This is a genomic window from Aquimarina sp. KJ22-3, assembly GCF_055808215.1.
The window spans coordinates 4,944,201-4,969,547 of record NZ_CM147859.1; the positions used below are offsets into that span (position 1 = coordinate 4,944,201).

Sequence of the window (25,347 nt, forward strand, 5' to 3'; positions counted from 1 at the left end):
TTGGTCTTGTGATCAATACACTAAATTTTAATAAGCCTTTTACACCTAAAACCCATGATTTATTTAACCATGATGATTTTTGTAAAAGAAGGTAAAGAAGCTGTTTTTCATCAATTCGAAGAATTTACCATTCCATTACTCGAAGACTATAACGGAAAGTTAATATATCGTATCAGACCAACAAAAGACACTTGTATTACACAGCAGGATGAACTTCCTTATGAAATTCATTTTTTATCATTTGAATCTGAAGATGATTTCTTGAATTTCACAAAAGATGAAAGACGTAAGGATTTCTTACACCTTAAGGAAGAATCGATTCGTTACAGCTATCTTATTAAAGGCACTAAACTATGATCGACTTAACAATCTAATAATTCAAAAAAATAAACCATGAGACTTATTCTTGTACTATTTATCCTAAGCTTTACTTCTTTGTCCTATGGACAATTAGACCAAAGAATTTCAACAATGGATTTTGTTCAGATCTTGAACAATAACAAAAAAGAAGTAACCTACTATTATCAAAACAACTGGAAAGTACTACGGGACATGGCCATAAAGAAAGGGTATATCGAATCTTATCAAGTATTAGAAACCCCTTTTAACGAAGAACAGCCTTTTGAAATCATCCTAATTACTACCTATGCCAACAAAGAACAATATGATCAAAGAGAAGATCATTTTCAAGAGCTAATCAAAGAGAAAGGGGCATTAGATCTAATGAATGAAAAAAACCCAGGAGATTTTAGGAAAACGCTATTTAATAGAGAAATGGTACGACATTGGGAAACTTCACATAAAAACAAAAGGTAAATAGCTAAAAACATTGTACTTCAAAAATCAATAAATAATACATCGCACTTTAGTACCTTTGCAATACCTTATGAAAGTAATTGCAATCATATTAGCATTTCTCCTATTCTCACCTCCAGCAGTTCCCTGCTCTGATGAGAGTCCCACTGAAGATCTGTGTCAAAATGAAACAGGTGATGACCATAATCATCAGGATGAGAATGAGGATTCGTGTGCTATGACTTGCATTTGCAGTTGTTGTGGAACTACCATTACCTATCAACCCATCCCTAACTTTAATTTAGAGTTGAATGCGGACATTTCTTCCTCATTATTCTCTACCTATCAATCCATTTATCGATTTGGTTTTCTAGCCAATATTTGGCAACCTCCAAAGGTGATTAGCTAAAATACACGGATTTAAAATCATTTTTTTAGTTAATCTATTTTACATTATCAATGAATACATATCGATTGAGCGTTATGCTCACGCTTATAGCTTGCCTTTGTGTAAAGGCACAGACTTCTGAAATAACTATAACCGTAACTTCAGCATCGGAAGAAAAACCCATACCGGGAGCTACCATCTATTTTGAAGCACTGGACCAAGGAACAATTACCAATTTTGACGGAGTCGCGACCTTTAATGAAATTCCCCACGGAAATCATGCTGTTAGTATTTCTTACTTAGGCTTTGAAACCCTAAACACCAGTCTTCAAGTATCTGCAAATTCGAACTTTGTTTTTAAACTAAAAACAGCACATGACGAATTAGACGAAGTCATTATTCAATCTTCAAGAAGTACCAGAACCATACAAAAGATCCCTACAAGAATTGAGTTTATCGGACCCGAAGAATTAGGAGAAAAGGTAACTATGAATCCCGTCAACATCTCGATGACCCTTCGGGAAAGCACCGGAATCCAGATGCAGCAAACCTCACTAAGTAGTGGAAATACCAATATTAGAATACAAGGATTAGATGGTCGATACACACAACTTCTTAGAGACGGATTTCCTCTCTATGGAGGATTCTCCAGTGGTTTGAGCATCCTGCAAATCCCACCGGTAGATTTACAGCAATTTGAAATCATCAAAGGAAGTTCATCCACGCTATATGGAGGTGGTGCCATTGCAGGTTTGGTCAATATGGTATCCAAAACTCCAAAAATGGAACCTACATTAGATATTATGCTGACTCAAACACATGCCTTAGGAAGCACCGTAAATACTTTTTACAGTAAAAGAAATGAAAAGTTTGGAGTCTCAATTTTTGGTTCGGGAAATTACCAAAAAGCATATGATCCCGAAGATGATGGCTTTAGCAATCTACCGGAAACAACATCCATAGTATTAAATCCTAAGTTTTTCTATTACCCTTCAGAAAAAACTACATTTTGGCTAGGTGTAAATGGAACATATGATGACCGTATTGGAGGAGATATCTCAAGAATTGAAAACGGTGATAACGGTACAGATCAATATACCGAAGAGAATCTATCCAAAAGATTAAGTACTCAAACGGTTTATACAACTCAAATTGACTCGGTGGCTTCGTTAAGTATTAAAAATAGTGTTTCATTTTTTGATCGAAATCTTGCTATCCCTAATTTCAACTTTGAAGGAAAGCAGATCAATACCTTTTCTGAAATCACCTATAAGCGAGAAACCACTAAAACCAATTGGATTTTTGGCGCAAACGTGTACTCTTCGGACTTTGATGAAAATGACAATGCACCACTACAACGCGATCAAAAAGACCTTACCTACGGAGCATTTATCAATAACATTTATGACTTTTCGGATCATTGGATACTCGAAACCGGATTAAGAGCAGATTACGATACCGACTTTGGTTTTTTTCCACTACCAAGAGTATCATTATTGTATAAAAACGATAACGGATTTTCTAGTAGAATTGGTGGAGGATTAGGGTATCGAATTCCTGATATTTTTATTGATGAAGCAGAATCTATTAATTTCGAAAATGTTCTTGCCATAGACAAATCGATAGTAGATGCAGAGCGCTCCTACGGAGCGAATTTTGACGTAAATTATCAAACACAATTGTTCAATACTATTGGTTTTTCTATCAACCAATTGTTTTATGCCACAGTAATTGATAATGGTTTATTACTAAATCCTACAAACAATGGTCTTTTTGAATTCGAAAACGCCCCAGATCAAATTGTGAGTAAAGGAGCAGAAACCAATATTAAGTTTACCTACAAGGATTTTAGATGGTTTTTAAACTATGCCTTGATCGATACGCAACTAAACTACCTGCCAGGAAATCCACAAAGACCATTAACAGCAAGACATAATGCAGGCAGCGTATGGATGTATGAAGGTGAAAAATGGCGATTAGGGTTCGAAACCTACTACACCGGGAAACAATTATTGTCTAATGGTACCGAAACTACGGATTATGTGAGTATGGGATTACTTATCATTCGAAATTTCAAATTTGCTAGTGCGTATATGAATTTTGAAAATTTTACAGATCGAAGACAAAGTAGATTTTCTCCTTTGGTGTTACCACCTGTAGAAGATCCCGTTTTTCCTGAAATATATGCTCCAACCGATGGATTTATTTTTAGTATTGGTGTTATTATCAAACCTTTCGGAAATCACCATGACCATTAAATATTGATCTTATATAATTTGATCTCTATTCCCAACACAATTGAGAATACGGTTTAAGTTTTTCTTAAACCGTTTTTTCTTTCTAATTCTGTAAATTTAAATCCCACACGTATAAGTATAAGTATTACAAATAGAAAATAGGGAACCAATGAAAATTTGTATTGCTCAAGTCCAATCTTTAAAGGGTAAGATTCAAGAGAATATTCAAAATCACTTGGAGATTATTCAACATGCCATTACATTAAACAGTGGAATGGTCGTATTTCCCGAGCTTTCCATCACAGGTTACGAACCAGAATTAGCAAAAGCACTTGCTCTGGAGGTTAATGATCCTATTTTTGACCCTTTTCAACAACTAGCGGATGATCATGATATGGTAATAGGGATAGGAATGCCAACGATAGCACCAAATGGAATACACATCAGCATGTTGATCTTTCAGGCCAAAAAAGACAGGTCGATATATGCAAAACGAATACTACATCAAGACGAACTTCCCTACTTTGTAAGTGGTGATCATCCTCCGTATTTAGAATTGAAAGGAGGGAAAATTGCCATAGGCATCTGTTATGAAACATTACAAAGAGAACACTTTATAAATGCTGTTCAGAATGAGGCAACAGTTTTTATAGCTAGCGTAGCCAAGCCAGAACGAGGGTTAGAAAAAGCATACATCCACTTCCCATCGATGGCCAAAGAATTTGAAATCCCCATCCTTATGTCGAATAGCATTGGTTATTGCGATAATTTTTTAAGTAATGGGCAAAGCGCCGTTTGGAATGATAGCGGGGAATTATTATCGCAACTTGACCAGGAAAGACCGGGTCTATTAATCTATGATACTCAAACCAATCAGGTTGACAATTTTTATGTAGACCGTAAAATAAGATCATCTGTCCACAAATTTTGACAGGCTTTAACCTATCTAAACAAATCATTTTTACATCTTATGAAACAAAAAATAACACTCGCTTTTATGCTAATCCTATTATTTGCAATGAGCGTCAAAGCTCAATCCAAAGAGGATTCTTTGGCCATTAAACGGGCTGCACTAGATTATATCGAGTCACAACACCAGGTAAAACCAGAATTATTTGAACGTTCTGCACACCCCAGAATGGTAAAAAGGACGTTTTGGAGAAATAAAAAGACCAATACCGAATACTTGAGAGAAACCTTTACAGATGCGATGATCTTATTGGCCGAAACCTACAATCAAAAAGGAGATAAGTTTCCAGAACATCCTAAAAAAGAAGTGATTATTCTAGATGTTTTTGACAAAACGGCTTCTGTAAAACTAATTGCCGACGATTGGATTGATTACATGCATATTGTAAAACTAAACGGCAAATGGCAAATCGTAAATGTGTTATGGCAGTTTAATGACTCCAAAGAGCATTAATATATACTGCGATCAAGATAGTAACTAAGCAATCTTCACTTTAAAGGAAATACAATGAAACAATCTATTATTCATATTGCATTGGTCGTAAAAGATTATGATGAGGCCATTCACTTCTATACCCAGGTATTAAACTTTGATCTTATTGAGGATACGTATCAGCCCGAACAAGATAAAAGATGGGTGGTTATTGCTCCTCCCAATTCGACAGGAACTACTATCTTATTGGCAAAAGCTTCAGCCCAAGAACAAGAGCCTTTTATTGGAAATCAAGCAGGAGGAAGAGTCTTTCTATTCTTAAGTACGGATGATTTTTGGAGAGATTATAACGAAATGACTTCAAAAGGAGTCGAATTTGTACGAGATCCGGTAGAACAACCCTATGGAACTGTAGCGGTATTCAAAGACTTATATGGAAACCTATGGGACCTGATACAATTAAGTCCAAATCATGCTATGGCAGACCGAATACAATAAAGTACCTAACCACTGTGCAGTTCGCTTTTATGGGCCTGTAGCGTAACAAATTATAAAAACATTCGTCCTCCTATTAGGTTAGCGATCATTTTATGCAAAAAATCAAAACCTATATCTGGACACAAATCTTCATTATCTATACCCGATATCTTATTGGTGGGGCTTTTGTTTTTGCCAGCATCATAAAGATAAAAGGAAAACGATTTACTACAGATAGTGGCGCTTCAAACCCAATAGATAGTGCATGGCATTTTTTTGAAACCATTTATCAATCGGGGCTATACTGGAAATTTATAGGCATTGGACAATTGATCGCTGGTATGTTGCTGATGACGCAACGCTATTCAAAACTTGGGGCTCTGATCAATCTGCCCATCATTGTAAATATCTTTGTGATTACACTATCCTATTACTTTGCTTACACTCCTGTAGTTACAGGTTTAATGTTGTTGGCTAACCTGATTCTTATTCTCTGGGAGTGGAACGAAATCAAAATCTTGTTCAACTTACCACCAGTTATAGATACCGATTATAGGCTAGAAAAAGATCGTTGGTGGCAACTCATTGGTTTGCTATTGTTTTCTTTTACCTTCTTGTATAGAATTATCATTGATAAATACAATATTGGATTTTGGTTTGTGGTTTGTTTTACCATTGGTCTTGTTGGTTTGGTTAATGGAATATTGAGAAATAAAAAAAGAAAGAAGTTGAGAGCGCATCTATAACTTCTTCATCACAATTTGTAATTTCATGACATGAGAACATTCATATACATCTTTGCACTTACATTTTTAGGATTTATCTCCAATGCACAGCCTACCAAAGCAAGCTTTAATTTTGAGTTTGAAGGAGTCGTTTTGAATGGTGTATTAAATATTCCTGATACCACTACACCAAAAGGGATTGTTCTTATTGTTCATGGTTCTGGAAAAACAAATGCGGTAGCTCAAGATTGGTATGCTGATGTGAGAAATACCATGATTAATGCCGGTTATGCCACTTACATGTGGGATAAAATGGGATGTGGTGCCAGTCAAGGTACTTTTGACTATAATCAAACCGTTTCTAATAGCGCTTTAGAAGTAATCGCCGCAATTCATACTTTGCAAAAAGAGAAAGTACCCGGAGCAAAAACTATTGGATTATGGGGGATTAGCAGAGCGGGTTGGATCAATCCGATTGTAATTAATCAATATAAAGATATTGCATTCTGGATTTCGGTAAGCGGTGTCGATGATAAAGAAAACTTCAACTATCTTTTTGAAGAAAACCTAAAAATACAAGGAGTTCCCAAAGACACCATTGCTCTTTTATCCAAAGAATTAAAAGAAGGTGCCCGCCTGTCTTATGAAGGAAAAAGTTTTGAAACCTATATGAAAGCCACACAAAACCTTAGAAAAAATGAATTTTTACAAAGGTTTAATAATCATACTGATGTTACAGAGAAAGGCTATTACGATTACCAGAAAAAATTTATGCAAGAAGAATTTGATCAGGAGACAGGACTGCAGATATACGTCAAAGATTTTGATACCATACTATCCAATGTAAATTGCCCCGTTTTGGCATTATTTGGAGAAAAAGACAAGAACGTAGATTGGCAAAAAACTAAGGTCCTATATCAAAAAACATTAGGGAAAAATACCGATCTTGCAGTAGTCTCGTTTCCTAATGCGAATCACAATCTATTTCAATGTGAAACTGGAGGGTTTTATGAGTTTCAGGATCACAATTTACCATGGATACGACCTGAAGGCTTTTTGGAAACAATGGCCCAATGGTTGAATGAAAAGTTATAATACACATGCAGTATACACCCCAAGATGGATTTCCTTATTACTATAGCTTGGTAGAAGATAAAGAACTGCATGCGCTGTTTTCTTCAGATACTAATTTTTCGCTACTACGGTCAATTGATGATAATAAGGGGAATTACCGATATGCTGCAGACAAATGGTCGATCAAACAAATTATTGGCCATATTACCGACCACGAGCGAATAAAAATGTTTAGAGCTTTTCAACTTAGCAGAAAAGAGGTTGTTGAACTATGGGGATATGATCAGAATCTTCTGGTAAACAATGCCAGATTTGATGAACTCTCAGTTGAACAATTAATAAGCGACCTATCCAACGTTAGAAAATCATCTATTAGTTTTATTGCAAGCTTATCTCCACAACAGCTACAAATCAAAGGCAATGCGAGAACGCATACAATTACGCTTCAGCAGTTCCTAAAGTCAATTATTGGTCACGAATGGCACCATATCAATATCATCAAACAGAAGTATTTATCTTTCGAATAAATAAAAAAACAGATCGTTAAATACTGCTTAAATTACTTCAAATAGGTTGATCAAAACCCAATAGTAATTTGACGCATTTCTATGTATATTGTATGAGCAAATCTTACCTATTTTCAATGGCCAGAATGTATGCTTCAAAAATGTTATCATTATCAAATGAAAAGTAAAACCATACCTTTTTTGTTTTTTCTTTTGATTTCTTGCCATAATAGTGAGCATGCAAAGACAAGCGTGGCAAAGGAATCCCAAAAAACCAAATCGGATACGGTGATTTCTACTGCAGAAAAGAAAAAGTCTGAGCAGTTACAGGAATATAACAATCATTTTTCCGGTTTTAATGCAGACGAGCAACTGATGTTGGTCTTACGAAGGGTATTTCAAGACAGTCATCAAAATATGTGGTTTGTTGGTGATGGCGTTTTTTGTTATACCGGGAAAACGCTTATCGATTTGTCTAATCATCCTATTTTTAATAAAACAGTTGTACGACAAATTACAGAAGATCAAAAAGGAAATATCTGGTTTGGAACTTCAATTGGGATCATAAAATATCAACTACAAGAAGATATCCATCCAGATACCGGTACATTCACAAAATTATCCAAACAACACGGGCTTATCGACAATGATGTATGGAGTATGGCTATTGATCATAAGGGGATCATCTGGATCGGTACTCTACAAGGTGTAAGTAGATTTGATGGTCAAGAATTCACTACTTTCCAGATTCCAGAGGCAATTCCAGACAAAACCAGAGGAGTTACAAGCGCTAGAATCGTTCATGATATTACCGAGGATCATAAAGGAAACATCTGGTTTGGCACCAATGGGGGTGCTTATTTTTATGATGGAAAAACGTTACACCATATTTCCGAAAAAGATGGCCTTTGTAATAATACCGTAAATGATATTTTGGAGGATCGGCAAGGAAACATTTGGTTTGCCTCTCATCATAAAGGAGTTTGTTTTTGGGATGGAAATTCAATTACTCATATCACCAAAGAATTAGGATCACAAGATCTAGAAGTGTGGAGTCTTTATGAGGACAAATCAGGTGCTGTTTGGTTTCCGGTGGAAAACAAAGGAGTATACCGCTATAAAGAAACTTCACTTACTAATTTTCATAAAAAAGAAGGACTCCCTATAAATGTACATTCGATTTTGGAAGATAATACCGGAAATCTCTGGTTTGGAGGTTTTAACGGACTATACCGCTATGATGGCACATCCTTTATTAGTATGACCAAATACAGTTCCTGGTAAATTACTCCCAAAAAACAACGTATATTTCTGACAAAACAATTAATTAGTAAGTAAATAACTTAAATCATAAATTTTGAGTGCCCTTAGAAACAGTATTCTTATATCCTTTTTTTGTGTGAACTGTACTTTTGGTCAATTTAAGGATCCAGAAATTTTTAAGACCCCCTCCATCTTTAAAGCAGAAGGAAGGATTGATTCTATAATATCGAAGGTCAATACATGCAAACTTCCTGGTTATCTGAAGAAATGCCATGACGAAATATTATGGTTTACCAATAACAACCTATCCCAAAAAAGTATGCCGATAATTACGGAAATGTACTTATCAAATTCTTTTCTTATGATCAAGATGGAAATCTTCTGGAAGAAACAACCCTAGAAGGTAGTGACGAAGTTGAAAAGGTCGTTTTCACATATGATAATAATGGCTCACTACTAGAGTTGAAACGTTTAGAAAGAGACAAAATTATATTCATAAATCGCATGGAATATGACAATAAAACAAAAGTAAAAGAAACCATATTTGACAAAAATGAGAAGCCGCAAAATATTTTTAGTTATTCTTATGGCTCCAAAGGTGAGTTGACAGAAAAAATAGAAGAAATTCCTGCACTACAATATGGCTCTGCTGGTTTTAATAAAAGAAAATTTGTCTACAATAGTAATGGCTTACTCAGTAAAGAATTAGAATATGAAAAGAATGATAAACTGGTATCAACTTCCAAATATTATTATAACAAAAAACAACAACTGATCAAACGTGAGTATTTTAGAGAAGTAAATTCGAATTATAATAGCCAGACTGTATACAAATATATCGATCAGTATCTTTCTGAAGTGATTTATAAAAACAATCAAAGTGAACTAAATGAAATCAAAAAATACAGCTACAAATTTGATGACCATCACAATATTACTCAAATTAAAATTACCCGTGAAGAGGATACAATTTGGGATGTAGTCTATGATATTATATATCAAAAAGAGTAGAAACATTAATATTTGAAAAATGGATATTACAAATTCATTGCTAACCGATTTTATCAAGAGTGTAATCCCGATCCCAGAAGTTGATGCCAAGGCAATTGCTGACTCATTTCATTTTGTAACAATTAAAAAAGGTGATCTATTTCTGAAAGAAAATCAAATTAGTGATGATTACTTGTACCTACAGCAGGGAGTAATGCGTATTTTCCTATATGATTTGGAAGGAAATGAAATCACTACCGATATTTTTACTGAGAACAACATTGTTTTTGAAATCACTTCTTTTTTTAACCGGGTAAAATCTGAAGCTAATATTGAAGCCATCACTGATTGCGTAGGGTATCGCATTTCTTATCAAGAATTGAATAAACTGTTTCATGATAAACCTGCGTTTAGAGATTTTGGAAGAGCTATTTTGGTAAAAGAATTTATTACTTCCAAGAAACGAAACTATTCGATGATCAATCAAACTGCGGAGCAACGCTATCAAAACCTACTAACCAACAGACCGGATATTATAAAACACGTGCCTTTGAAATACATCGCCTCCTACTTGGGGATTACAGACAGTACCCTAAGCAGAATCCGAAAGAAAATCTAGCTATTCATTTTCTTGCCTTTTGTCAAGTAGCCTCCATTTTTTACATCATACTTTTGGTTGTATACTTAAAAAAATAAGGACATGGCAGAAGTTTCAATTTTCACATCCCTAGCACTAATTGCAACTACAATACTAACCGTTTGGTTGTTTTTCAAAGCTTCAAATCATAGCAAAGTACTTTATGGTATTGGGATCTGGATGGTTATTGTAGCCCTTCTGGGAATAACAGGGTTCTATCAAAAATCAGGAACACTTCCTCCTAGATTTGTCTTACTCATCGCACCTACCATCTTATTTGTACTTTTCCTTTTTACACAAAAGAAAGGCAAAAAGTTTATCGATCAACTCGATATAAAGTGGTTGACCTTTCTGCATGTTATTCGCATTCCTGTAGAGTTCATATTGTATGCAGTTTTTCTAGAAGGGCTCATTCCTGATTTGATGACCTTTGACGGATACAACTATGATATCATATCTGGCATTACCGCTCCCATTATGTATTACTTAGTGTTTGTAAAGAAAAAAGTAGGCCGAAAAGGGCTTTTGGTCTGGAATTTTATTTGCCTTGCGTTATTGATTAATATTCTTACCATTGCAGCGTTAAGTGCAAAGAGCCCTTTTCAACAATTGGCATTTGATCAACCCAATGTCGGGGTAACTTATTTCCCTTTTGTATGGCTTCCTGCTGTTATTGTGCCAATCGTTTTGTTTTCTCACTTAGCCAGTATAAGACAACTAACTCGCAATAAATAACTGTAACAATTCTATTTTTTACGGGTCTGTACATCTATAACCAACCTATAAACCCATGCAAAAAACATTGATAATTCTATTGGTCACTATCTTATGTATTTCTTGTACTCAAAAAGAAGAAAAAGCATACAACATAGGACAAAAATCTCTAACTCTGGTAGATGAATCCAGGGATAGACCGCTATTGACAGAAATATGGTATCCTACTTTTGATCAACCTAAAGAAACAGTACCTAAAGAAAATCAAAAACAAATTTTCAAGCCAATTACAACCATACAAGGAGCAGCCATTGTAGATCAAAAATTTCCTTTGTTATTGGTTTCTCATGGCACTGGAGGTAACAGATTTTCGTTAACCTGGTTTATCGAAAAAATGGTAAAAGAAGGTTATGTTGTGGTCTCTCTTGATCACTATGGAAACTCAACTTTCAATAAAATCCCTAGAGAGTTTGTAAAATGGTGGGAACGACCAATTGATGTTCAATTTGTATTAACCTATATCTTAGAAGACCCCGAAATTGGATCAAAAATAGATCCTTCAAAAATAGGAGGGGTTGGTTTTTCATTAGGAGGATATACCAATATTGCATTGGCGGGAGGCTACGTAGATAGAACTATACGAGAAAGTGAAAATCCAGACGATCGGGCAATGCCTGCAGAATTTCCAAAAACCGACGAGATCATAGATTTTGAAAATGACAGCCTTATTGTTTCCTCATATCATACCTACAAAGATCATGTAAAAGATGATAGAATAAAGGCATTTTTTGTAATGGCTCCAGCAATTGGGTTTGGATTCCATTCAAAAGAACAGACCAGCAAGATTACTGCTCCAGTATTTATTGTAGCAGGAAAAGGTGATACCAATACCAATGTAGAACGCAATGCGATCAACTATCACAATCTGATCGAAACCAGCAAACTCCACCTCTACAACGAACATGTAGATCATTATGTATTTCTAAATGAGGCTACTCCTTTTGGCAAAGAAATCATGCCAGCAATAACCATAGATCACCCCGAAGTGAATCGAAAAGAAATACATAAACAAACACTAACAATGGCTCTAGATTTTTTTGAAGAACATTTATAAAATAAGTGATATTACATGACTTAAAAAATCAAGATCCGTCATTTAATATGGTTAGGTAATGCCCTAAGAAAAACTCTGATCGCAGCAATAAATATTGTAAATTCGTTTCTAAATAAGATCCTTACGGGAAGTTATTTTTATGTTGAAAAGGTAACCTTAGTTTAAAGAAATGAAATTAATAATTACAATAATCACCTTCGTATGGGTAGGAATGGTATTGGGTATTTCGTTTGTTGAAGCCCCACTCAAATTTCGTGCTCCAAACATTACCAGGCAATTGGGCTTGGGGATAGGTAAAATTGTTTTTGGAGCCTTAAACAAAATAGAGATTGTTTTTTCTCTAATCTTGATTGTTAGTTTTTTACTAGGGAAATTTTCATTGAAATACAATTTCGTTTATGGCCTTGTCCTTTTTTTACTTTGTATTCAAACTATTTGGTTGATCCCGGTATTACATCGAAGAGCCGATCGTATCATAGCGGGTCAAGAAGTGTCCAAAACCTATCATCATATCTTGTTTATCATACTCGAAATACTCAAAATAAGTTTACTTTTGATTGCAGGTATTCGTTTTTTGAAAGCATTTGGCCTTCCCACGATCTAAAATGAAGATGTATGCAATTTCACAAAAAAAATAATTGGATATTATGAGGGACATCTCAAAATTGGCTCGAATTCAAATGGTCTTCATTCTACTGTTTGCGTTTTTTAAGTTCATAAGACCAACAGTTTTGGATAGTAATGCACCAGAGGTATTCAAAATCATTTTACTTTCATTACCTAATTTCTTTGAAGGGGTTATCGGTACTTTGGTACTTACCGCAATAGGGCTCTATCTTAACGCAAGAGTACTAACAAAGCAAATAAAAAGACAGTTAATCTATATAATGGCAACAATATTAGCTGCTATCTATGTAATCACTCAAGAGCTAAAAATTCATAACTTAGGAGGGAATAATGTATTCGACATCAACGATATCATATTTTCAATTATCGGATTAGGAGTTGGTTTTACTATGATCATGATTATTAAACCTAAAATCGATGCTGTTGTCGTTCAAAATAATGATTCATCCAACTAAACCACTAGATTTTTAAATCGTAATTAATGAAAAAAATTATAGTACTCATCTTTCCCTTAATGGCTGTTATCAGTTGTGGGCAGGAAACATCAAACAATTTATCTTCTTCTGCAAAACAACGGATTGACTCCTTATTTACCCAATTTAACAACCTTGATTCTCCCGGGTATGCTATTGGGATTTCAAAAAATGAAAATACATTTTATAAAAATGGATATGGTGCCGCAAATTTGGATTATAACATTCCTATTCAAACAAATTCGGCTTTCAGTATTGCTTCTGTTTCCAAGCAGTTTACCGCAGCATGTATAGCTTTATTGATCCTTGAAAATAAAATTTCCCTAGAGACTCCAGTTTCAAATTACATCCCTGAACTAGAAAAATACCCGGATACCATTAGAATCAAACACCTTATTTACAACACCTCGGGTATCAAAGATTATCAGAGATTACCACGTAAAAGTGGTAAATCCTGGGTAACTTTCAACTACTTTGACATCGATGAGTGTATCGCTACTTCTCTTTCAGAAGAAAATCTACAGTTCAAACCTGGAGATCAATGGGATTATTGCAATGTAAATTTTATGCTGCTTACCAAAATTGTTGAAAAAGTAAGTGGACAATCCTTTGGTACTTTTGCAAAGACACAACTGTTTGAACCACTTGGGATGACTAACACATTGATTAATGATGATATTACGCAAATCATAAAAAACAGAGTCACACCTTATAATCCAAGAACAAAAGAGTATGTAAATGGGTATAAGGAATATGGCATTCAATTAAAAGAAGAAGGAGGATATATCCAACATCCTAGAAATTCTCCTCACTATGGAGGTAGCGGAGTGGTGACAACCATCGATGATTTATTAAAGTGGAGCACCAATATGGACAATAAACGCTTTGGTGGACAGCAATTTTATGACCTCATGCATAAAACCATACGATTTAATCATGACAGAGATAACCAGGCATTTGGCTTGTATATCGGGGATTTTAATGGCAGAAAAATTGTAGCCTGGGATGGAGGCGACTGGGGGATTAGCTCACAATTGGTTAGATTTCCTGATCAAGGCGTAGCTATAATTGTACTTTCGAATCTCGGCTCTGGCGAAGCTTTTCGCAAAGCCAATGGTATTGCAGAAATATTAATTGACGAAGGGATTATAGAATAAAATAAACCAAAAAAAGTTTGTACTATTTGCTTAGATAATACCCAAAACTGTGAATCATCTAAATCAACCAACATGTTTTACCAGCTCAATTCTCAGCTCCGAATTGAGCTTTAGTTTTGCTACCTTTACCATTTAAAAAAGTAACAAGATTTTATGCCAGAAATTATCGACTTGAGCCAGGAAATTTATGAAGGAATGCCAGTTTTTAAGGACCTCCCTCAAGTTAAAATGTCCATTCACAATTCGCACGAAGAATGGGATGGTATCAAAAACCCGAAAAAGAAAACTCCAGCCGTTCATAAGTTAGAACTCGGTGAACATACAGGAACACATGTAGATGCCATTAATCATATGGCCAAACAGTACGAAGGGCAATCTATTGATACGATGCCCTTATCCATGTTCTATACCGAGGGGATTTGTCTGGATTTTTCGCATAAAAAACTAAAAGAATTGATTGAACCTGATGAGATAGTAGATGCCTGCAAGAAAGACAAACTTGAAATCAAACCAGGAGATACCGTTCTTATTTACACCGATCATTATAGAAACCATTTTAATACTGAAAACTGGGCAAATGGACCAGGGTTATCGACAGCAACAGCACGCTGGTTAGGCAATAAAAATATTGCTGCGTTTGGTGTAGAAACGATGTCACCAGGAGTACCAAAAGTATCCAACAAAGAAGTACATCATATTTGTGGCGAATTGAACTTTACCCATTATGAAAACATGATCAATCTACATTTACTTGTTGGTCGAGGACGGTTTCGATTTATTGGCTTACCTTTAAAAATAAGAGGAGGCACAGGCTCACCGGTAAGAGCTGTTGCCATATTCGAAGATTAATTGCGATACTAAACTGAGTTTACAAGCTTATGGTAATGATACAACTTGAAGAAATAACAACCATTCCTACATTTTCAAAACAGTTTGAAAACAAGATGTTGTATTCTAATCATGCCGATGATATCTCAGTGTCTTATCGGTCTACGTATACGCTAAAATATGTTATCACGGGCAGTAAGTGTTACCACTATGATCATCAGGATATCGAGGTTTCAAAAAATCAATATTTGATTTTAAACAAGGATCGTCAGATCACTACCGAAGCCAAAAAAGGTACCCAAGGACTATCATTCTTCTTATCCAAAGATTTGATTAATGAGATTTATCATCATTATTCACCTAGTGACTCTTCAATAGAATTCCTGGAAATAACACATAAAGATCCTAGTAGTGATGCGCATATCTTACTCCATAAAATTGCTTTTTTATACCAATACGACAAGACTGTTTTCACACAGCATATGGAAGATTTGTTTATCAAGCTTTCAGAATTCATTGTACAAGAACAAACCCATATTGATGCTAATTTCAGGAAATTAAATATCATAAAACACCATACCAAAAAGGAATTGTATCGATTAATTACTGATGCCAAAACTTATCTAAATGACAACTTAAAAGAACACGTTGATCTGGATAGTCTGAGCAAAACCATGGGCATCAGTAAATATTATTTGCATCGACTTTTTTCAGAAATCAATGGTTGTACCCCTCTAACCTACCTTACCAATCTTCGTATACAAAAGGCAAAAGATAAACTTAAGCATTCTAAAGATTCCATTTTTGAAATAGCCTTAGATTGTGGTTTCGACAACACTGCCTATTTTTCCAACACCTTTAAGAAGTATATTGGTGTTTCCCCGACTCAATTCAGGGTCAATTCGTAAAATCTGCAAGATTTTATAAATCAAACCCAAAATGGAATACTACTTTTGGTTGTATAAGATCAAACAAAATGATACGAATAGCCCATATCACTGATTCACACCTGGATGAATCTTTCCCTTTTAAGGATTTGACTTCTGCACGAAAACGATTTGATCGTATTTTAAAAGATATCGAAGATCAAGACATTACTCAGATTGTATGCACAGGAGATATTGGAGAAAATGAAGGTATACTCTATTTTTTCCAACAGTTGGAGGGAAAAGATCTTTCAATTACCCTAGGCAATCACGATACCTTTTCAGAAACTGTAAAGTATCTGAATACTGGCGCAAGGCATGATACTCAACAAATCTACTACAGTACCGAAAGTATGAATACGAAATTCGTATACTTAGATTCTTCATCTGGTACTATTGACTCCAACCAACTCAATTGGTTAAAACAAGAGCTGAACACCACCAAATCCATTATCATTTTTATTCATCATCCGATCATCGGGCTTAACCTAATGGTAGACAGTGTGGGTAAGCTTCAAAACAGGCAAGAGGTCACCGCCATACTTACCCAAATCCCAAATCAAATCACTATTTTTTGTGGACATTATCATATAGAAAGTTCGGTAAGCCTTAAAAACGTAACACAACATATAACCCCAGCAATATCCTATCAAATAAAGAAACATCAGGACACTATCGAAATTGACACCACTTCTTCAGGTTATAGAATCATAGAAATCACAGATGACCAGATTTCTTCAACTGTTAATCGAATTTCTAATGCAGACTAAAAAGCAATCTCTTTTAGAAAGCCTAGCTAATGTGACTATTGGGTTTTTGATTACCATCATTTCACTTCATCTTATATTTCCAATCCTGGGTATCGAAAATCATTCTGGAAAAAACACGATATTAACGGTATATTTAACTATTTTAAGCATTCTTAGAAATTATCTTTTAAGACGATATTTTAATAAAAAGTCGTTGAGATGATCGACTTGTGTTAAAACTCAAATAGGTAAAATATGGTTCCAAAATAGACTTAATCAAATTTATTTATCATCTAATATGTCCCTAGATCTCATTACAAAAAAAATGGTATCAAAACCCAAACAACTTTTTATAATAGATGGATTGGGTGCCTTATTATCTGCATTTTTATTAGGAATTGTATTGGTACAATTTGAAAGTGTTTTTGGAATCCCTGTTTTTACCCTGTACATCCTTGCTAGCTTGCCCATACTTTTTGCTCTTTATGATATAAGTGCCTACTACAGTCAAGCAAACAAGACTCCATCTCTTCTAAAAGGTATTGCCATTCTGAATCTGCTATATTGCTTTTTATCCATTGGGTTTGCTTTTTATCATTTACAAACCATTACTACTTGGGGTTGGATCTATTTCATTGGCGAAACGTTGATTGTCCTTACCTTGTCCCTAGTAGAATTTAAAGTTGCTCAAAGCTTAAAACAAAAAGTTCGTTAGTAATGGTTATCTTAGGCCTTTTATCTATCAAAAGCATATAGAACATAAGATAACCTGATATAATTTTTTATGAATCCCGAAAATATTATTGGAGATCTTGGTAAGATTACCGTTTTTCTATTGGTTTTGTTAGCGCTGTATCTGTTTTCTGCACCAACAAAGCGTAAGCTCCCCAATTATTTATTTGCTAGCTTCCTATTAGTCACTGCATTCGACATGATGGGATGGTTTATCGAGCCGTCACAAGGTACTATACTAAGAGGCCTTAAAATTTCTAGTGTCCTGCTTCAGATGCCATTGTTCTATCTGTATGTAAAATCTGCTTGTTATTATAATTTCAAACTAAGCACGAAACACCTCTTACACGGTATTCTTTTTTTGGCGGTTTTTATCCTATTCATCTTGACGGATCTATCCGATCAAAGTCTTACCGTTTTTGAAATACTGTCAAAAATCCAATATTACTATTATATCATTGCTATTTTTTATTCCCTTACTATATTCAAAAGGGTATATCAGAATAATTACTCAAGTAATCATAAGATCACGTATCAATGGTTGCTGCGTACTACCATTCTGTTCCTAATTGGAAACACTTTTGTTACCATTCGCGAATTAATGAATAGCAATCATCCAGTTTTGATCTACCTTAATCTGTTTATTAGCCTATTTGCTCTATTCGTGATTTGCTGGTTTGTCTTAAACGGATTGCGGAAACCTAATTTGTTTGTTGGTGTTGATCATAACTTAACACCTGTTCATTCGCATAAGCCCGAAACCGAAAAACCAGAAGATCTAAAAAAACTAATCGAATATATCGAAACTGAAAAACCATATTTAGATGATAAACTCACCCTACAAAAATTGGCAGAACCATTAGACGTTCCTGAAAAACGACTATCTGCTTTAATCAATAAAAAGACCGGGATGCACTTTTTCGATTTTATCAATAGCTATCGAATAAAAGATGCACAAACTCTGCTTAAGGAACAACCTGATTTAACGGTGTTGGAAGTGTTGTACGATGTAGGTTTCAACTCAAAATCTTCTTTTTATACCGCATTCAAGAAAGCCACCGGGATCACTCCTACTGCCTATAGAAAATCAACTCTTTGAAGAAGTTCGACTTAAAGTCGGACTATTTTTTTATCAAAAAATGAGTTCGACATTCGGAACTCGGACCTTTTAACTATGATGATTACTCAATTTTGTTTCAAACTAAATTTTGAGACGAATGAAACATCTATTATCACTTACGTTTTTAACTATTCTTTGCAGTATCACATTTACCTGTACCGCACAATCCTATGTAAAAAAAGTAGATAGTCTATTTTATATTCATGAACAAGAAAACGGACCTGGACTTTCTATTATCGTATCCAAAAATGGTGAAACCGTTTACAAAAATCATATGGGCTATGCTAATGTAGAACATCAAATCCCGATAAATGATGATACCCGTTTTTTGGTAGGTTCGATATCCAAACAATTTACAGTCTTTTCGATACTCTTGCTAGAACAGGAAAACAAACTATCTATTGATGACCCCATCACAAAATACCTCCCAGAACTCAAAGCAATACCTCATCAAATTACAATTAGAATGTTGGCCAATCACACCAATGGTTTTCGCAATAATACAGACCTAAACGGACTAAGAGGCCGATCTGATCAAGATTTAATTAGGCAAAAAGAAATGGTTGCCCTTTTATTGAGACAACGTGGATTAAATTTCGAACCGGGAGAGCGATTTCAATATAACAATGCAGGGTATGTTTTGTTAGCAGAAATTGTTACCAGAGTTTCCGGAATACCATTTCAAGAATTTGTTCGTGAACATATTTTTAACCCCTTGAACATGACAAGCAGCCAGTTTATAAATGGATCAACATCGGTAATCACCAAAAAAGCGAATTCATATTATAAAGATCAAAATCAATATCACTATCATCCCATGAACAGATCAATTGTAGGATCCACTGGGTTACATACCACTACACAAGACTTGATCAAGTGGACACAAAGTTTTGTTGATCCCAAACTAGGAAGTCCTGCTATCATTTCAAAAATGATCCAGCCTTCTACACTAAATTCGGGTAAAAAAATCCCGTATGGTTTAGGGTTGGAAACCAAAAATTACAGAGGAGTTAAGGTCATCTTTCACGGAGGTGGAGATGCTGCCTTTAGAGCATATCTATTACACATTCCTGAGTATAATTTTACCGTTGCCGTTGCAGGAAACTACAAATCCTTTAATCCTCTTACCATCGCCTACGGAATGATAGATATTTTTTTAGAACAATCCCTTATTCCAAAAACGACACCATCAAACCCAAAGCCCACCAAGACTCAGTTGGAAGCATATACTGGAACCTACCAGGTTTTTCCCGGTTTTTATATCCATATCAAATCAAGGAGAGATTCACTGTTTCTTCAACCGCATAATACTACAAACGAAGTCTTTCTTCCAGTAATTTCTGAAAACTCATTTCAGTTTACTCCTAGGCAGCACAGCAAACTGGTTTTTGGTAAAGATGAATTATCATGGCACTTTTCAGATTTTTCATATCCGGCCAAAAAAGTAACGCTTACCCCGATTGACAATTCTCAAATCCAAATCGAAGAATACCTAGGGACTTTCTATAACGACGAGCTACAAACCTCTTATACTTTTGTAAAAAAAGGAGAAAAGATAATTGCAAAACATCCTTTCAATTCGGATGTAGAACTGGTCCCAATCGATAAGGATTCTTTCATCACAGATAGTTCTATTTTGGGGAGGGTTGATTTTGAACGAAATGAACAAAACATTATCATTTCCTGTAAAATAAGCGGACAAACTGCTTACAATATTCCATTTATAAAATATCGCGAATAAGGCTCTATATAAAAAATACAATGAGTATCTTAACCTACTGCTTCTTGCATCTACAATACATCTTAAATCTACCAAAAAAGCAAATGGCAATACCAAAATTCTTGTATCATTATTATGAAATTAATAATGGCCCCTTTCGTAATATTACTGAATTGGGCTATCAAAAGGCCGCTCAAATTCAAAACCAAATCACCGAAGGGTGGAATAGTAAAAGACCCGATAACTATCTGGATTTAAGGTTCTCTTTGGAAAAAAGAATCAAAATGCAATTCGAGCAAAAGGGTGGACGACCCAATAGAAATGATCCTTTTTATTTTACCTTGGGACCATGTGATTGGGCAAAATCCTGGTACATAAACCCTGGAGTTATAAAAATACCATTGACTGATCTAAATCCAGAGCATCTAAGCTTTACCTATCCCGATAGTATGGTATCATTTCAGTTTCATGGCGAACCTAAACTTAGTACGTACAGAAAAGACTGTAATGGTCAGGTTTTTTTGCTAAACGAACTCAACGACTTGATTGCAACTTATGGACTCCCCTCTGAAGAAAAAAGTGAAGCAGAAGAGCAATTTAAATATGACAAGTATATTGAAGTCCAATTATGGGATGATAAGGTGATTAAAAAGTACAAATCGTAGCAACTGTATAAGAATAATTTTCAAAATAAGAGATTCAAATACCAAAAGAACATATGAAAAGTTAATCATCCGATTATTCAGAATAACATCCCTTATGTGCTCTTTTACTATATAACAAGTTTAATAATTAATATTATAGTTTTTAATTATATGGAATTCGACAGAACAGGAATAATACAATACACCAACAAATACCAAGAATGTGTAACTTTTTATGAGAATATCTTGGGGCTAAACAAAATGTTTGACACAGAAAATCTAACTTGCTTCGAATTTGGAGGTTCCTATTTGATGGTTGAAATTGATGATGAATATAAAGGACCAAATACAAATCAGGAAAGGATTCGAACCTGCCTCAGAATGAATGTCCCGGATGTGAAAGAGTTGGCTAATGCACTTATTTCAAAAGGGGTTCAAGTAAATTATCATGAACATTCGTGGGGAACTATTGCAAAGTTTTACGATCCCGATGGAAATTTGTGCGCCTTTAAAGATTCTGAAAAATTTGAAAAACAAATTTTGGAAAATTCTAATTCGTAAAAACCAAAAACTTTAAACCAGTATTTAAACTCATACACAAATAGTTATCTAATATTTCTGGCTAACTATTATTTTTGATATTTTAGTACTATTAAACAAAGTAAACACTTTTCAATTTTTAGAAGATAAGATTGATTTTCAAATTCTAAATTTTGAAATGATATACCCCTAATCTCTTTTTTCATGAAATATCAAATACCTGCCAGAATGTTCGTATTGTTGTTTATGTTCTTATCATTAAACTCATTTGCCTGTGATTGCGATTGCCAGGGTGACTGTAGTTTTAAGGGCATTGTTGATCAGGCAGAGTTCATTGCTTTGGTAAAGGTAATTGAGTATTCTGATTATTTATATTATAAAGACGATCGGGGCTATGATAAAAAAATGCCTTTCTCTACTACGGTAGAAATCGTTAAAATATACCGGGGAAATGAATCCAGAAAAAGAATCAAAATATGGGGAGATGATGGCATGCTATGCAGACCCTATGCTTCTACTTTTCAATTGGGCAGTTATTACACTATAGCTCCGCGCAAAATCAAACAAGATTCTGAATTCGGGAAAAAGGATGATTTCCATCTCTTTTCTTGTTGGACGGATTATTTGGCGGTGGATCTTGATAAAAATAGGGTGTTTGGAACCTATTCAAAGCAAGTAAAAAATATATCACTTACAGATTTTGAAAGTGATTTTAAAAACTAATAAAACTTCGTATTTACTTTTGGGATGAGACATCTAATCAAGGTATTTATCATCACAATACTGCTAAGTTGCCAAAAAGCAACATTAAACATAGACGTTAAAGCGGTAGATGAAAATGGTATTGTTGGAGAATATCTTTTTCAAAAGGAAAACATCCAAAATCCCATAATTGTTGTATTGCCCGGATCTGGTAAAGGGCTATTACCTGCCAGAGAATTAGAAGGATTGGTACAAGAAGGATACGATGTTTTTTCTGTTGCTTATCAAGGTCAAAAACTACTCCCAAAAAGAATAAACAGAATACCTATCGAATATGTAAAAAAGTGTATCGATTGGGCACAAACAAAAAATGAAGGTACCAGGAAAATTATTCTGTTGGGTATCTCTAGAGGTGCAGAATTGGCTTTATTGTATGCGAGCAAATTTGATAATATTGATGGTTTAATAGGATATTCCCCATCTAACATTGTACTTCCAGATCATGTTGGAGTAGACGATACAATGCCATTACTATCTTCATGGACCTATCAGGGTAAGGACATACCGTTTGCTAACATCAAAAGATTTGATGACGAAGCAGGTAAAATTATGTATAAAAAATACATTGATCCCATATTGAAAAATAGAGTTAACTCGTCAGAAGGATTTATTGATGTTTCAAAAATTAAATGCCCTACACTATTGTTATCTGGAAAAGCAGATTTGGTATGGCCATCGTATGAAATGTCTGAAATGATGGTAAAAGAAACCAAAGGGCCCAACACCATAAAATCAATTGGATACGAAAATGCGGGACATCAATTTTTATGGTTTTCTAAAGGAGAACCTACTCGAGTAGCTACCAGTCAGTCATTGCGATTAACAGGCATCAAAAAACATCGGTTTTTGTACGGAGGAACAGAAGAAGGAACAAAAAAAGCAATGATCGAGTCCAGAAAAGAGGTATTGAAATTCATTGATTTCATCGACAATAACTAAACATCCTATATGCAAATGACTCTAGAATATTGGAATAGCCTTGCCAATCAAATGATCTTAATTAGTTCTTTATTAAGTGGTTTTTCCATAACCATTGTTGCTAACCTGATCATATCCGAAAAAGCTGATAAATTGACAAATCGCTTATTAAAAACAGCCACAATTTCTGCTGGTTGCTTTCTAGTTGCTCTATTTGCTATGACTAAAATTTCGATGACGACAACTCCTGGTGGATATCTACAAGATGTAACCGAAGATGATTTTTTACTCGCCAGAATCATAGGGATGTTCACCTTTATGATTGGGCTTTTTGCCTTGTCTTTTTTAATTGCGCTTTCTGGGTGGACAAAATCAAAAAAAATGGGAATTTTCACAACAGTGGTGGGATTCATTAGTTTACTGTTGATATTGATTACGCTTACTGATGTGGGTTTTAACTAATGCTCCCTAAAAACACGTATTTCCACTTACGGAAAACAGGTTTAATCTGATCCTCCAAGCCTTAAGAAACCACTAACTATTTATATATTGCACTGCATTTATCAGTATCATAAAATTTCAAACGTTGGATCAACAACCTACCAAAAACACCAAGCGAATTGAAGTATTAGATATTTTCCGTGGATTTGCAATCATGGGAATTTTTGTTGTCAATATTGTCATCATGAATTCTACCTTTTTAAATCAGGACGAATTTGCAAAACAATGGACTTCTCAACTCGATTTAATTTCTCAAAAAATACTACAGCTATTTTTCTACACCAAATTCTTCCCTATTTTCTCATTACTCTTTGGTTTAGGAATTTCTATGCAGGCGATCAAAATGCTGGAAAGGAATCAACTATCATTTTCATTTTTTGCTAGAAGAATGCTCATTTTATTCATTTTTGGGGGCATCCATATTCTATTTCTATGGTCTGGAGATGTCCTGCATCTATATGCTGTTTTAGGTCTTATGACTACTTTACTGCTGAAAAAATCTAATAAATTCATTCTTATTCTTTCTGGTTTTTTTCTGTTTTTCCCCTTCTATGATCAGTGTTTTGGATATGTATTTGAACTACTTCATTTTCAACCAGAAATCTTTTTAAAAGGATATACAGGAGAAACCGTACATCAAATTATCCGGTACGGGACTTATCTAGAGGGCATGCATTTACGGTTATTAGAATATCCATCTAATATCCCAATGTTGCTTGATTTTCTGAGTCCGATCGCATTATCCATGTTTCTCTTAGGATTGTATTTGGGTAAAAATAAAGTTTACCAATCTATGGACACTTTTATCCTGAGTATAAAAAAACCTATGATTCTAGTTGCTTTACTGACCAATCTCTATAGAATCCTATTCTTATTTGTTCTTACCCATTTAGAAATCTATAGCATAGAATTTGTAAGAACTCTTTTCATCAAAGGAATGGTCGTCTCCGATGTGGTTATGGGGTTGTTTTACCTTTGGGTAATAGGCTGGATATGGTATAATACCAAATGGAAAACGCTACTTGCTCCTCTCAAATATGCAGGAAGAATGGCCTTAACGAATTACATGACTCAAAGCTTGATTGGGGTTTTGCTATTTTCTTCAATTGGATTAGGATGGTATGAAACATTGAGCCCATCTCAAACCTTACTCATAGCTCTGGTTGTCTTTGTATGCCAGGTAATACTAAGCAAAGTTTGGCTGACTTACTTTAAATTCGGCCCTCTGGAATGGATATGGAGATGTTTGACTTATAAAAAAGTATTTCCTATTAAAAGAGATACAAGAATAGAAATCAAATCCACATAGAAAAGTTTCCGGTTAAAGT

At 34.7% G+C, this 25,347-nt stretch carries 31 protein-coding genes; all 31 read left to right on the plus strand.

What is annotated here, in order from left to right; all coding sequences use genetic code 11:
- Positions 1 to 54 precede the first annotated feature (54 nt).
- Complete coding sequence (locus tag AC0L3Q_RS22665; RefSeq protein WP_473283189.1) at positions 55 to 357, plus strand: hypothetical protein; 303 nt, start codon at positions 55 to 57, stop codon at positions 355 to 357.
- 36 nt (positions 358 to 393) lie between these two features.
- Positions 394 to 816, plus strand: a complete 423-nt coding sequence (locus tag AC0L3Q_RS22670; RefSeq protein ID WP_473283191.1) for a hypothetical protein — start codon at positions 394 to 396, stop codon at positions 814 to 816.
- Positions 817 to 886: 70 nt separating this feature from the next.
- On the plus strand, positions 887 to 1,204 hold the full coding sequence (locus AC0L3Q_RS22675; protein WP_473283192.1) for a DUF6660 family protein: 318 nt from the start codon (positions 887 to 889) through the stop codon (positions 1,202 to 1,204).
- Between the two features lie 74 nt (positions 1,205 to 1,278).
- Entirely contained in the window at positions 1,279 to 3,441 is a 2,163-nt protein-coding gene (locus tag AC0L3Q_RS22680) for a TonB-dependent receptor (protein ID WP_473283194.1), read from the plus strand.
- A gap of 148 nt (positions 3,442 to 3,589) precedes the next feature.
- Entirely contained in the window at positions 3,590 to 4,351 is a 762-nt protein-coding gene (locus tag AC0L3Q_RS22685; RefSeq protein WP_473283198.1) for a carbon-nitrogen hydrolase family protein, read from the plus strand.
- A gap of 87 nt (positions 4,352 to 4,438) precedes the next feature.
- Positions 4,439 to 4,843: a nuclear transport factor 2 family protein gene (locus AC0L3Q_RS22690; RefSeq protein ID WP_473283199.1), complete on the plus strand. Its 405-nt coding sequence runs from the start codon at positions 4,439 to 4,441 to the stop codon at positions 4,841 to 4,843.
- Positions 4,844 to 4,897: 54 nt separating this feature from the next.
- The gene (locus AC0L3Q_RS22695) at positions 4,898 to 5,320 is read left to right on the plus strand and encodes a VOC family protein (protein ID WP_473283201.1); all 423 of its coding nucleotides are present in this window, start codon (positions 4,898 to 4,900) and stop codon (positions 5,318 to 5,320) included.
- Between the two features lie 92 nt (positions 5,321 to 5,412).
- Positions 5,413 to 6,045 (plus strand): hypothetical protein, encoded by a 633-nt coding sequence (locus AC0L3Q_RS22700; protein WP_473283202.1) that lies wholly within the window; start codon positions 5,413 to 5,415, stop codon positions 6,043 to 6,045.
- 30 nt (positions 6,046 to 6,075) lie between these two features.
- Entirely contained in the window at positions 6,076 to 7,119 is a 1,044-nt protein-coding gene (locus AC0L3Q_RS22705; protein ID WP_473283204.1) for an alpha/beta hydrolase family protein, read from the plus strand.
- 5 nt (positions 7,120 to 7,124) lie between these two features.
- Positions 7,125 to 7,625: a DinB family protein gene (locus AC0L3Q_RS22710; RefSeq protein WP_473283206.1), complete on the plus strand. Its 501-nt coding sequence runs from the start codon at positions 7,125 to 7,127 to the stop codon at positions 7,623 to 7,625.
- Between the two features lie 156 nt (positions 7,626 to 7,781).
- On the plus strand, positions 7,782 to 8,888 hold the full coding sequence (locus AC0L3Q_RS22715) for a ligand-binding sensor domain-containing protein (RefSeq protein WP_473283208.1): 1,107 nt from the start codon (positions 7,782 to 7,784) through the stop codon (positions 8,886 to 8,888).
- A gap of 483 nt (positions 8,889 to 9,371) precedes the next feature.
- Entirely contained in the window at positions 9,372 to 9,878 is a 507-nt protein-coding gene (locus AC0L3Q_RS22720; RefSeq protein ID WP_473283210.1) for a hypothetical protein, read from the plus strand.
- A 19-nt stretch (positions 9,879 to 9,897) separates the two neighbouring features.
- Positions 9,898 to 10,476, plus strand: a complete 579-nt coding sequence (locus AC0L3Q_RS22725; protein WP_473283212.1) for a Crp/Fnr family transcriptional regulator — start codon at positions 9,898 to 9,900, stop codon at positions 10,474 to 10,476.
- A gap of 81 nt (positions 10,477 to 10,557) precedes the next feature.
- Entirely contained in the window at positions 10,558 to 11,229 is a 672-nt protein-coding gene (locus tag AC0L3Q_RS22730) for a hypothetical protein (RefSeq protein WP_473283214.1), read from the plus strand.
- Between the two features lie 55 nt (positions 11,230 to 11,284).
- Complete coding sequence (locus tag AC0L3Q_RS22735) at positions 11,285 to 12,322, plus strand: alpha/beta hydrolase family protein (RefSeq protein WP_473283216.1); 1,038 nt, start codon at positions 11,285 to 11,287, stop codon at positions 12,320 to 12,322.
- A gap of 169 nt (positions 12,323 to 12,491) precedes the next feature.
- Positions 12,492 to 12,926: a hypothetical protein gene (locus tag AC0L3Q_RS22740; protein WP_473283218.1), complete on the plus strand. Its 435-nt coding sequence runs from the start codon at positions 12,492 to 12,494 to the stop codon at positions 12,924 to 12,926.
- Positions 12,927 to 12,969: 43 nt separating this feature from the next.
- Positions 12,970 to 13,404, plus strand: coding sequence for a hypothetical protein (locus tag AC0L3Q_RS22745; protein ID WP_473283220.1), 435 nt, complete (start codon positions 12,970 to 12,972; stop codon positions 13,402 to 13,404).
- Between the two features lie 26 nt (positions 13,405 to 13,430).
- On the plus strand, positions 13,431 to 14,579 hold the full coding sequence (locus AC0L3Q_RS22750; RefSeq protein WP_473283221.1) for a serine hydrolase domain-containing protein: 1,149 nt from the start codon (positions 13,431 to 13,433) through the stop codon (positions 14,577 to 14,579).
- A 153-nt stretch (positions 14,580 to 14,732) separates the two neighbouring features.
- Positions 14,733 to 15,428, plus strand: coding sequence for a cyclase family protein (locus tag AC0L3Q_RS22755; protein ID WP_473283223.1), 696 nt, complete (start codon positions 14,733 to 14,735; stop codon positions 15,426 to 15,428).
- Positions 15,429 to 15,463: 35 nt separating this feature from the next.
- A complete protein-coding gene (locus AC0L3Q_RS22760; protein WP_473283225.1) occupies positions 15,464 to 16,315 on the plus strand; it encodes a helix-turn-helix transcriptional regulator in 852 nt (283 codons plus the stop codon).
- 68 nt (positions 16,316 to 16,383) lie between these two features.
- On the plus strand, positions 16,384 to 17,103 hold the full coding sequence (locus AC0L3Q_RS22765) for a metallophosphoesterase family protein (RefSeq protein WP_473283226.1): 720 nt from the start codon (positions 16,384 to 16,386) through the stop codon (positions 17,101 to 17,103).
- A complete protein-coding gene (locus AC0L3Q_RS22770; protein WP_473283228.1) occupies positions 17,093 to 17,305 on the plus strand; it encodes a DUF7220 family protein in 213 nt (70 codons plus the stop codon). The genes AC0L3Q_RS22765 and AC0L3Q_RS22770 overlap by 11 nt, the downstream gene beginning before the upstream one ends.
- Positions 17,306 to 17,407: 102 nt before the next feature.
- Complete coding sequence (locus tag AC0L3Q_RS22775) at positions 17,408 to 17,797, plus strand: hypothetical protein (protein WP_473283229.1); 390 nt, start codon at positions 17,408 to 17,410, stop codon at positions 17,795 to 17,797.
- A 69-nt stretch (positions 17,798 to 17,866) separates the two neighbouring features.
- Complete coding sequence (locus AC0L3Q_RS22780; RefSeq protein ID WP_473283231.1) at positions 17,867 to 18,913, plus strand: helix-turn-helix domain-containing protein; 1,047 nt, start codon at positions 17,867 to 17,869, stop codon at positions 18,911 to 18,913.
- Positions 18,914 to 19,031: 118 nt separating this feature from the next.
- Positions 19,032 to 20,675, plus strand: a complete 1,644-nt coding sequence (locus AC0L3Q_RS22785; RefSeq protein ID WP_473283233.1) for a serine hydrolase domain-containing protein — start codon at positions 19,032 to 19,034, stop codon at positions 20,673 to 20,675.
- Positions 20,676 to 20,758: 83 nt separating this feature from the next.
- The gene (locus tag AC0L3Q_RS22790; protein ID WP_473283234.1) at positions 20,759 to 21,319 is read left to right on the plus strand and encodes a hypothetical protein; all 561 of its coding nucleotides are present in this window, start codon (positions 20,759 to 20,761) and stop codon (positions 21,317 to 21,319) included.
- Positions 21,320 to 21,469: 150 nt separating this feature from the next.
- On the plus strand, positions 21,470 to 21,859 hold the full coding sequence (locus tag AC0L3Q_RS22795; protein ID WP_473283236.1) for a VOC family protein: 390 nt from the start codon (positions 21,470 to 21,472) through the stop codon (positions 21,857 to 21,859).
- Between the two features lie 183 nt (positions 21,860 to 22,042).
- Positions 22,043 to 22,561, plus strand: coding sequence for a hypothetical protein (locus AC0L3Q_RS22800; protein ID WP_473283238.1), 519 nt, complete (start codon positions 22,043 to 22,045; stop codon positions 22,559 to 22,561).
- Between the two features lie 24 nt (positions 22,562 to 22,585).
- Positions 22,586 to 23,539, plus strand: a complete 954-nt coding sequence (locus tag AC0L3Q_RS22805; protein WP_473283240.1) for an acyl-CoA thioester hydrolase/BAAT C-terminal domain-containing protein — start codon at positions 22,586 to 22,588, stop codon at positions 23,537 to 23,539.
- Between the two features lie 9 nt (positions 23,540 to 23,548).
- Positions 23,549 to 23,980 carry a hypothetical protein gene (locus AC0L3Q_RS22810; protein WP_473283242.1) on the plus strand — a complete coding sequence of 144 codons (432 nt, stop codon included), beginning with the start codon at positions 23,549 to 23,551 and terminating at the stop codon, positions 23,978 to 23,980.
- Positions 23,981 to 24,104: 124 nt separating this feature from the next.
- Positions 24,105 to 25,328 carry a DUF418 domain-containing protein gene (locus tag AC0L3Q_RS22815; RefSeq protein WP_473283244.1) on the plus strand — a complete coding sequence of 408 codons (1,224 nt, stop codon included), beginning with the start codon at positions 24,105 to 24,107 and terminating at the stop codon, positions 25,326 to 25,328.
- Positions 25,329 to 25,347 lie beyond the last annotated feature (19 nt).

Bases quoted from the DNA above. Each gene is read 5' to 3' on its own strand.
- AC0L3Q_RS22705 (WP_473283204.1), top strand. From the start codon at position 6,076: ATGAGAACATTCATATACATCTTTGCACTTACATTTTTAGGATTTATC.
- AC0L3Q_RS22695 (WP_473283201.1), top strand. From the start codon at position 4,898: ATGAAACAATCTATTATTCATATTGCATTGGTCGTAAAAGATTATGAT.
- AC0L3Q_RS22715 (WP_473283208.1), top strand. From the start codon at position 7,782: ATGAAAAGTAAAACCATACCTTTTTTGTTTTTTCTTTTGATTTCTTGC.
- AC0L3Q_RS22720 (WP_473283210.1), top strand. From the start codon at position 9,372: ATGGAATATGACAATAAAACAAAAGTAAAAGAAACCATATTTGACAAA.
- AC0L3Q_RS22800 (WP_473283238.1), top strand. From the start codon at position 22,043: ATGAAATATCAAATACCTGCCAGAATGTTCGTATTGTTGTTTATGTTC.
- AC0L3Q_RS22680 (WP_473283194.1), top strand. From the start codon at position 1,279: ATGCTCACGCTTATAGCTTGCCTTTGTGTAAAGGCACAGACTTCTGAA.
- AC0L3Q_RS22675 (WP_473283192.1), top strand. From the start codon at position 887: ATGAAAGTAATTGCAATCATATTAGCATTTCTCCTATTCTCACCTCCA.
- AC0L3Q_RS22790 (WP_473283234.1), top strand. From the start codon at position 20,759: ATGGCAATACCAAAATTCTTGTATCATTATTATGAAATTAATAATGGC.
- AC0L3Q_RS22740 (WP_473283218.1), top strand. From the start codon at position 12,492: ATGAAATTAATAATTACAATAATCACCTTCGTATGGGTAGGAATGGTA.
- AC0L3Q_RS22775 (WP_473283229.1), top strand. From the start codon at position 17,408: ATGGTATCAAAACCCAAACAACTTTTTATAATAGATGGATTGGGTGCC.
- AC0L3Q_RS22670 (WP_473283191.1), top strand. From the start codon at position 394: ATGAGACTTATTCTTGTACTATTTATCCTAAGCTTTACTTCTTTGTCC.
- AC0L3Q_RS22780 (WP_473283231.1), top strand. From the start codon at position 17,867: ATGAATCCCGAAAATATTATTGGAGATCTTGGTAAGATTACCGTTTTT.
- AC0L3Q_RS22700 (WP_473283202.1), top strand. From the start codon at position 5,413: ATGCAAAAAATCAAAACCTATATCTGGACACAAATCTTCATTATCTAT.
- AC0L3Q_RS22665 (WP_473283189.1), top strand. From the start codon at position 55: ATGATTTATTTAACCATGATGATTTTTGTAAAAGAAGGTAAAGAAGCT.
- AC0L3Q_RS22810 (WP_473283242.1), top strand. From the start codon at position 23,549: ATGCAAATGACTCTAGAATATTGGAATAGCCTTGCCAATCAAATGATC.
- AC0L3Q_RS22760 (WP_473283225.1), top strand. From the start codon at position 15,464: ATGATACAACTTGAAGAAATAACAACCATTCCTACATTTTCAAAACAG.
- AC0L3Q_RS22690 (WP_473283199.1), top strand. From the start codon at position 4,439: ATGAGCGTCAAAGCTCAATCCAAAGAGGATTCTTTGGCCATTAAACGG.
- AC0L3Q_RS22785 (WP_473283233.1), top strand. From the start codon at position 19,032: ATGAAACATCTATTATCACTTACGTTTTTAACTATTCTTTGCAGTATC.
- AC0L3Q_RS22755 (WP_473283223.1), top strand. From the start codon at position 14,733: ATGCCAGAAATTATCGACTTGAGCCAGGAAATTTATGAAGGAATGCCA.
- AC0L3Q_RS22795 (WP_473283236.1), top strand. From the start codon at position 21,470: ATGGAATTCGACAGAACAGGAATAATACAATACACCAACAAATACCAA.
- AC0L3Q_RS22765 (WP_473283226.1), top strand. From the start codon at position 16,384: ATGATACGAATAGCCCATATCACTGATTCACACCTGGATGAATCTTTC.
- AC0L3Q_RS22685 (WP_473283198.1), top strand. From the start codon at position 3,590: ATGAAAATTTGTATTGCTCAAGTCCAATCTTTAAAGGGTAAGATTCAA.
- AC0L3Q_RS22735 (WP_473283216.1), top strand. From the start codon at position 11,285: ATGCAAAAAACATTGATAATTCTATTGGTCACTATCTTATGTATTTCT.
- AC0L3Q_RS22725 (WP_473283212.1), top strand. From the start codon at position 9,898: ATGGATATTACAAATTCATTGCTAACCGATTTTATCAAGAGTGTAATC.
- AC0L3Q_RS22770 (WP_473283228.1), top strand. From the start codon at position 17,093: ATGCAGACTAAAAAGCAATCTCTTTTAGAAAGCCTAGCTAATGTGACT.
- AC0L3Q_RS22805 (WP_473283240.1), top strand. From the start codon at position 22,586: ATGAGACATCTAATCAAGGTATTTATCATCACAATACTGCTAAGTTGC.
- AC0L3Q_RS22750 (WP_473283221.1), top strand. From the start codon at position 13,431: ATGAAAAAAATTATAGTACTCATCTTTCCCTTAATGGCTGTTATCAGT.
- AC0L3Q_RS22730 (WP_473283214.1), top strand. From the start codon at position 10,558: ATGGCAGAAGTTTCAATTTTCACATCCCTAGCACTAATTGCAACTACA.
- AC0L3Q_RS22710 (WP_473283206.1), top strand. From the start codon at position 7,125: ATGCAGTATACACCCCAAGATGGATTTCCTTATTACTATAGCTTGGTA.
- AC0L3Q_RS22745 (WP_473283220.1), top strand. From the start codon at position 12,970: ATGAGGGACATCTCAAAATTGGCTCGAATTCAAATGGTCTTCATTCTA.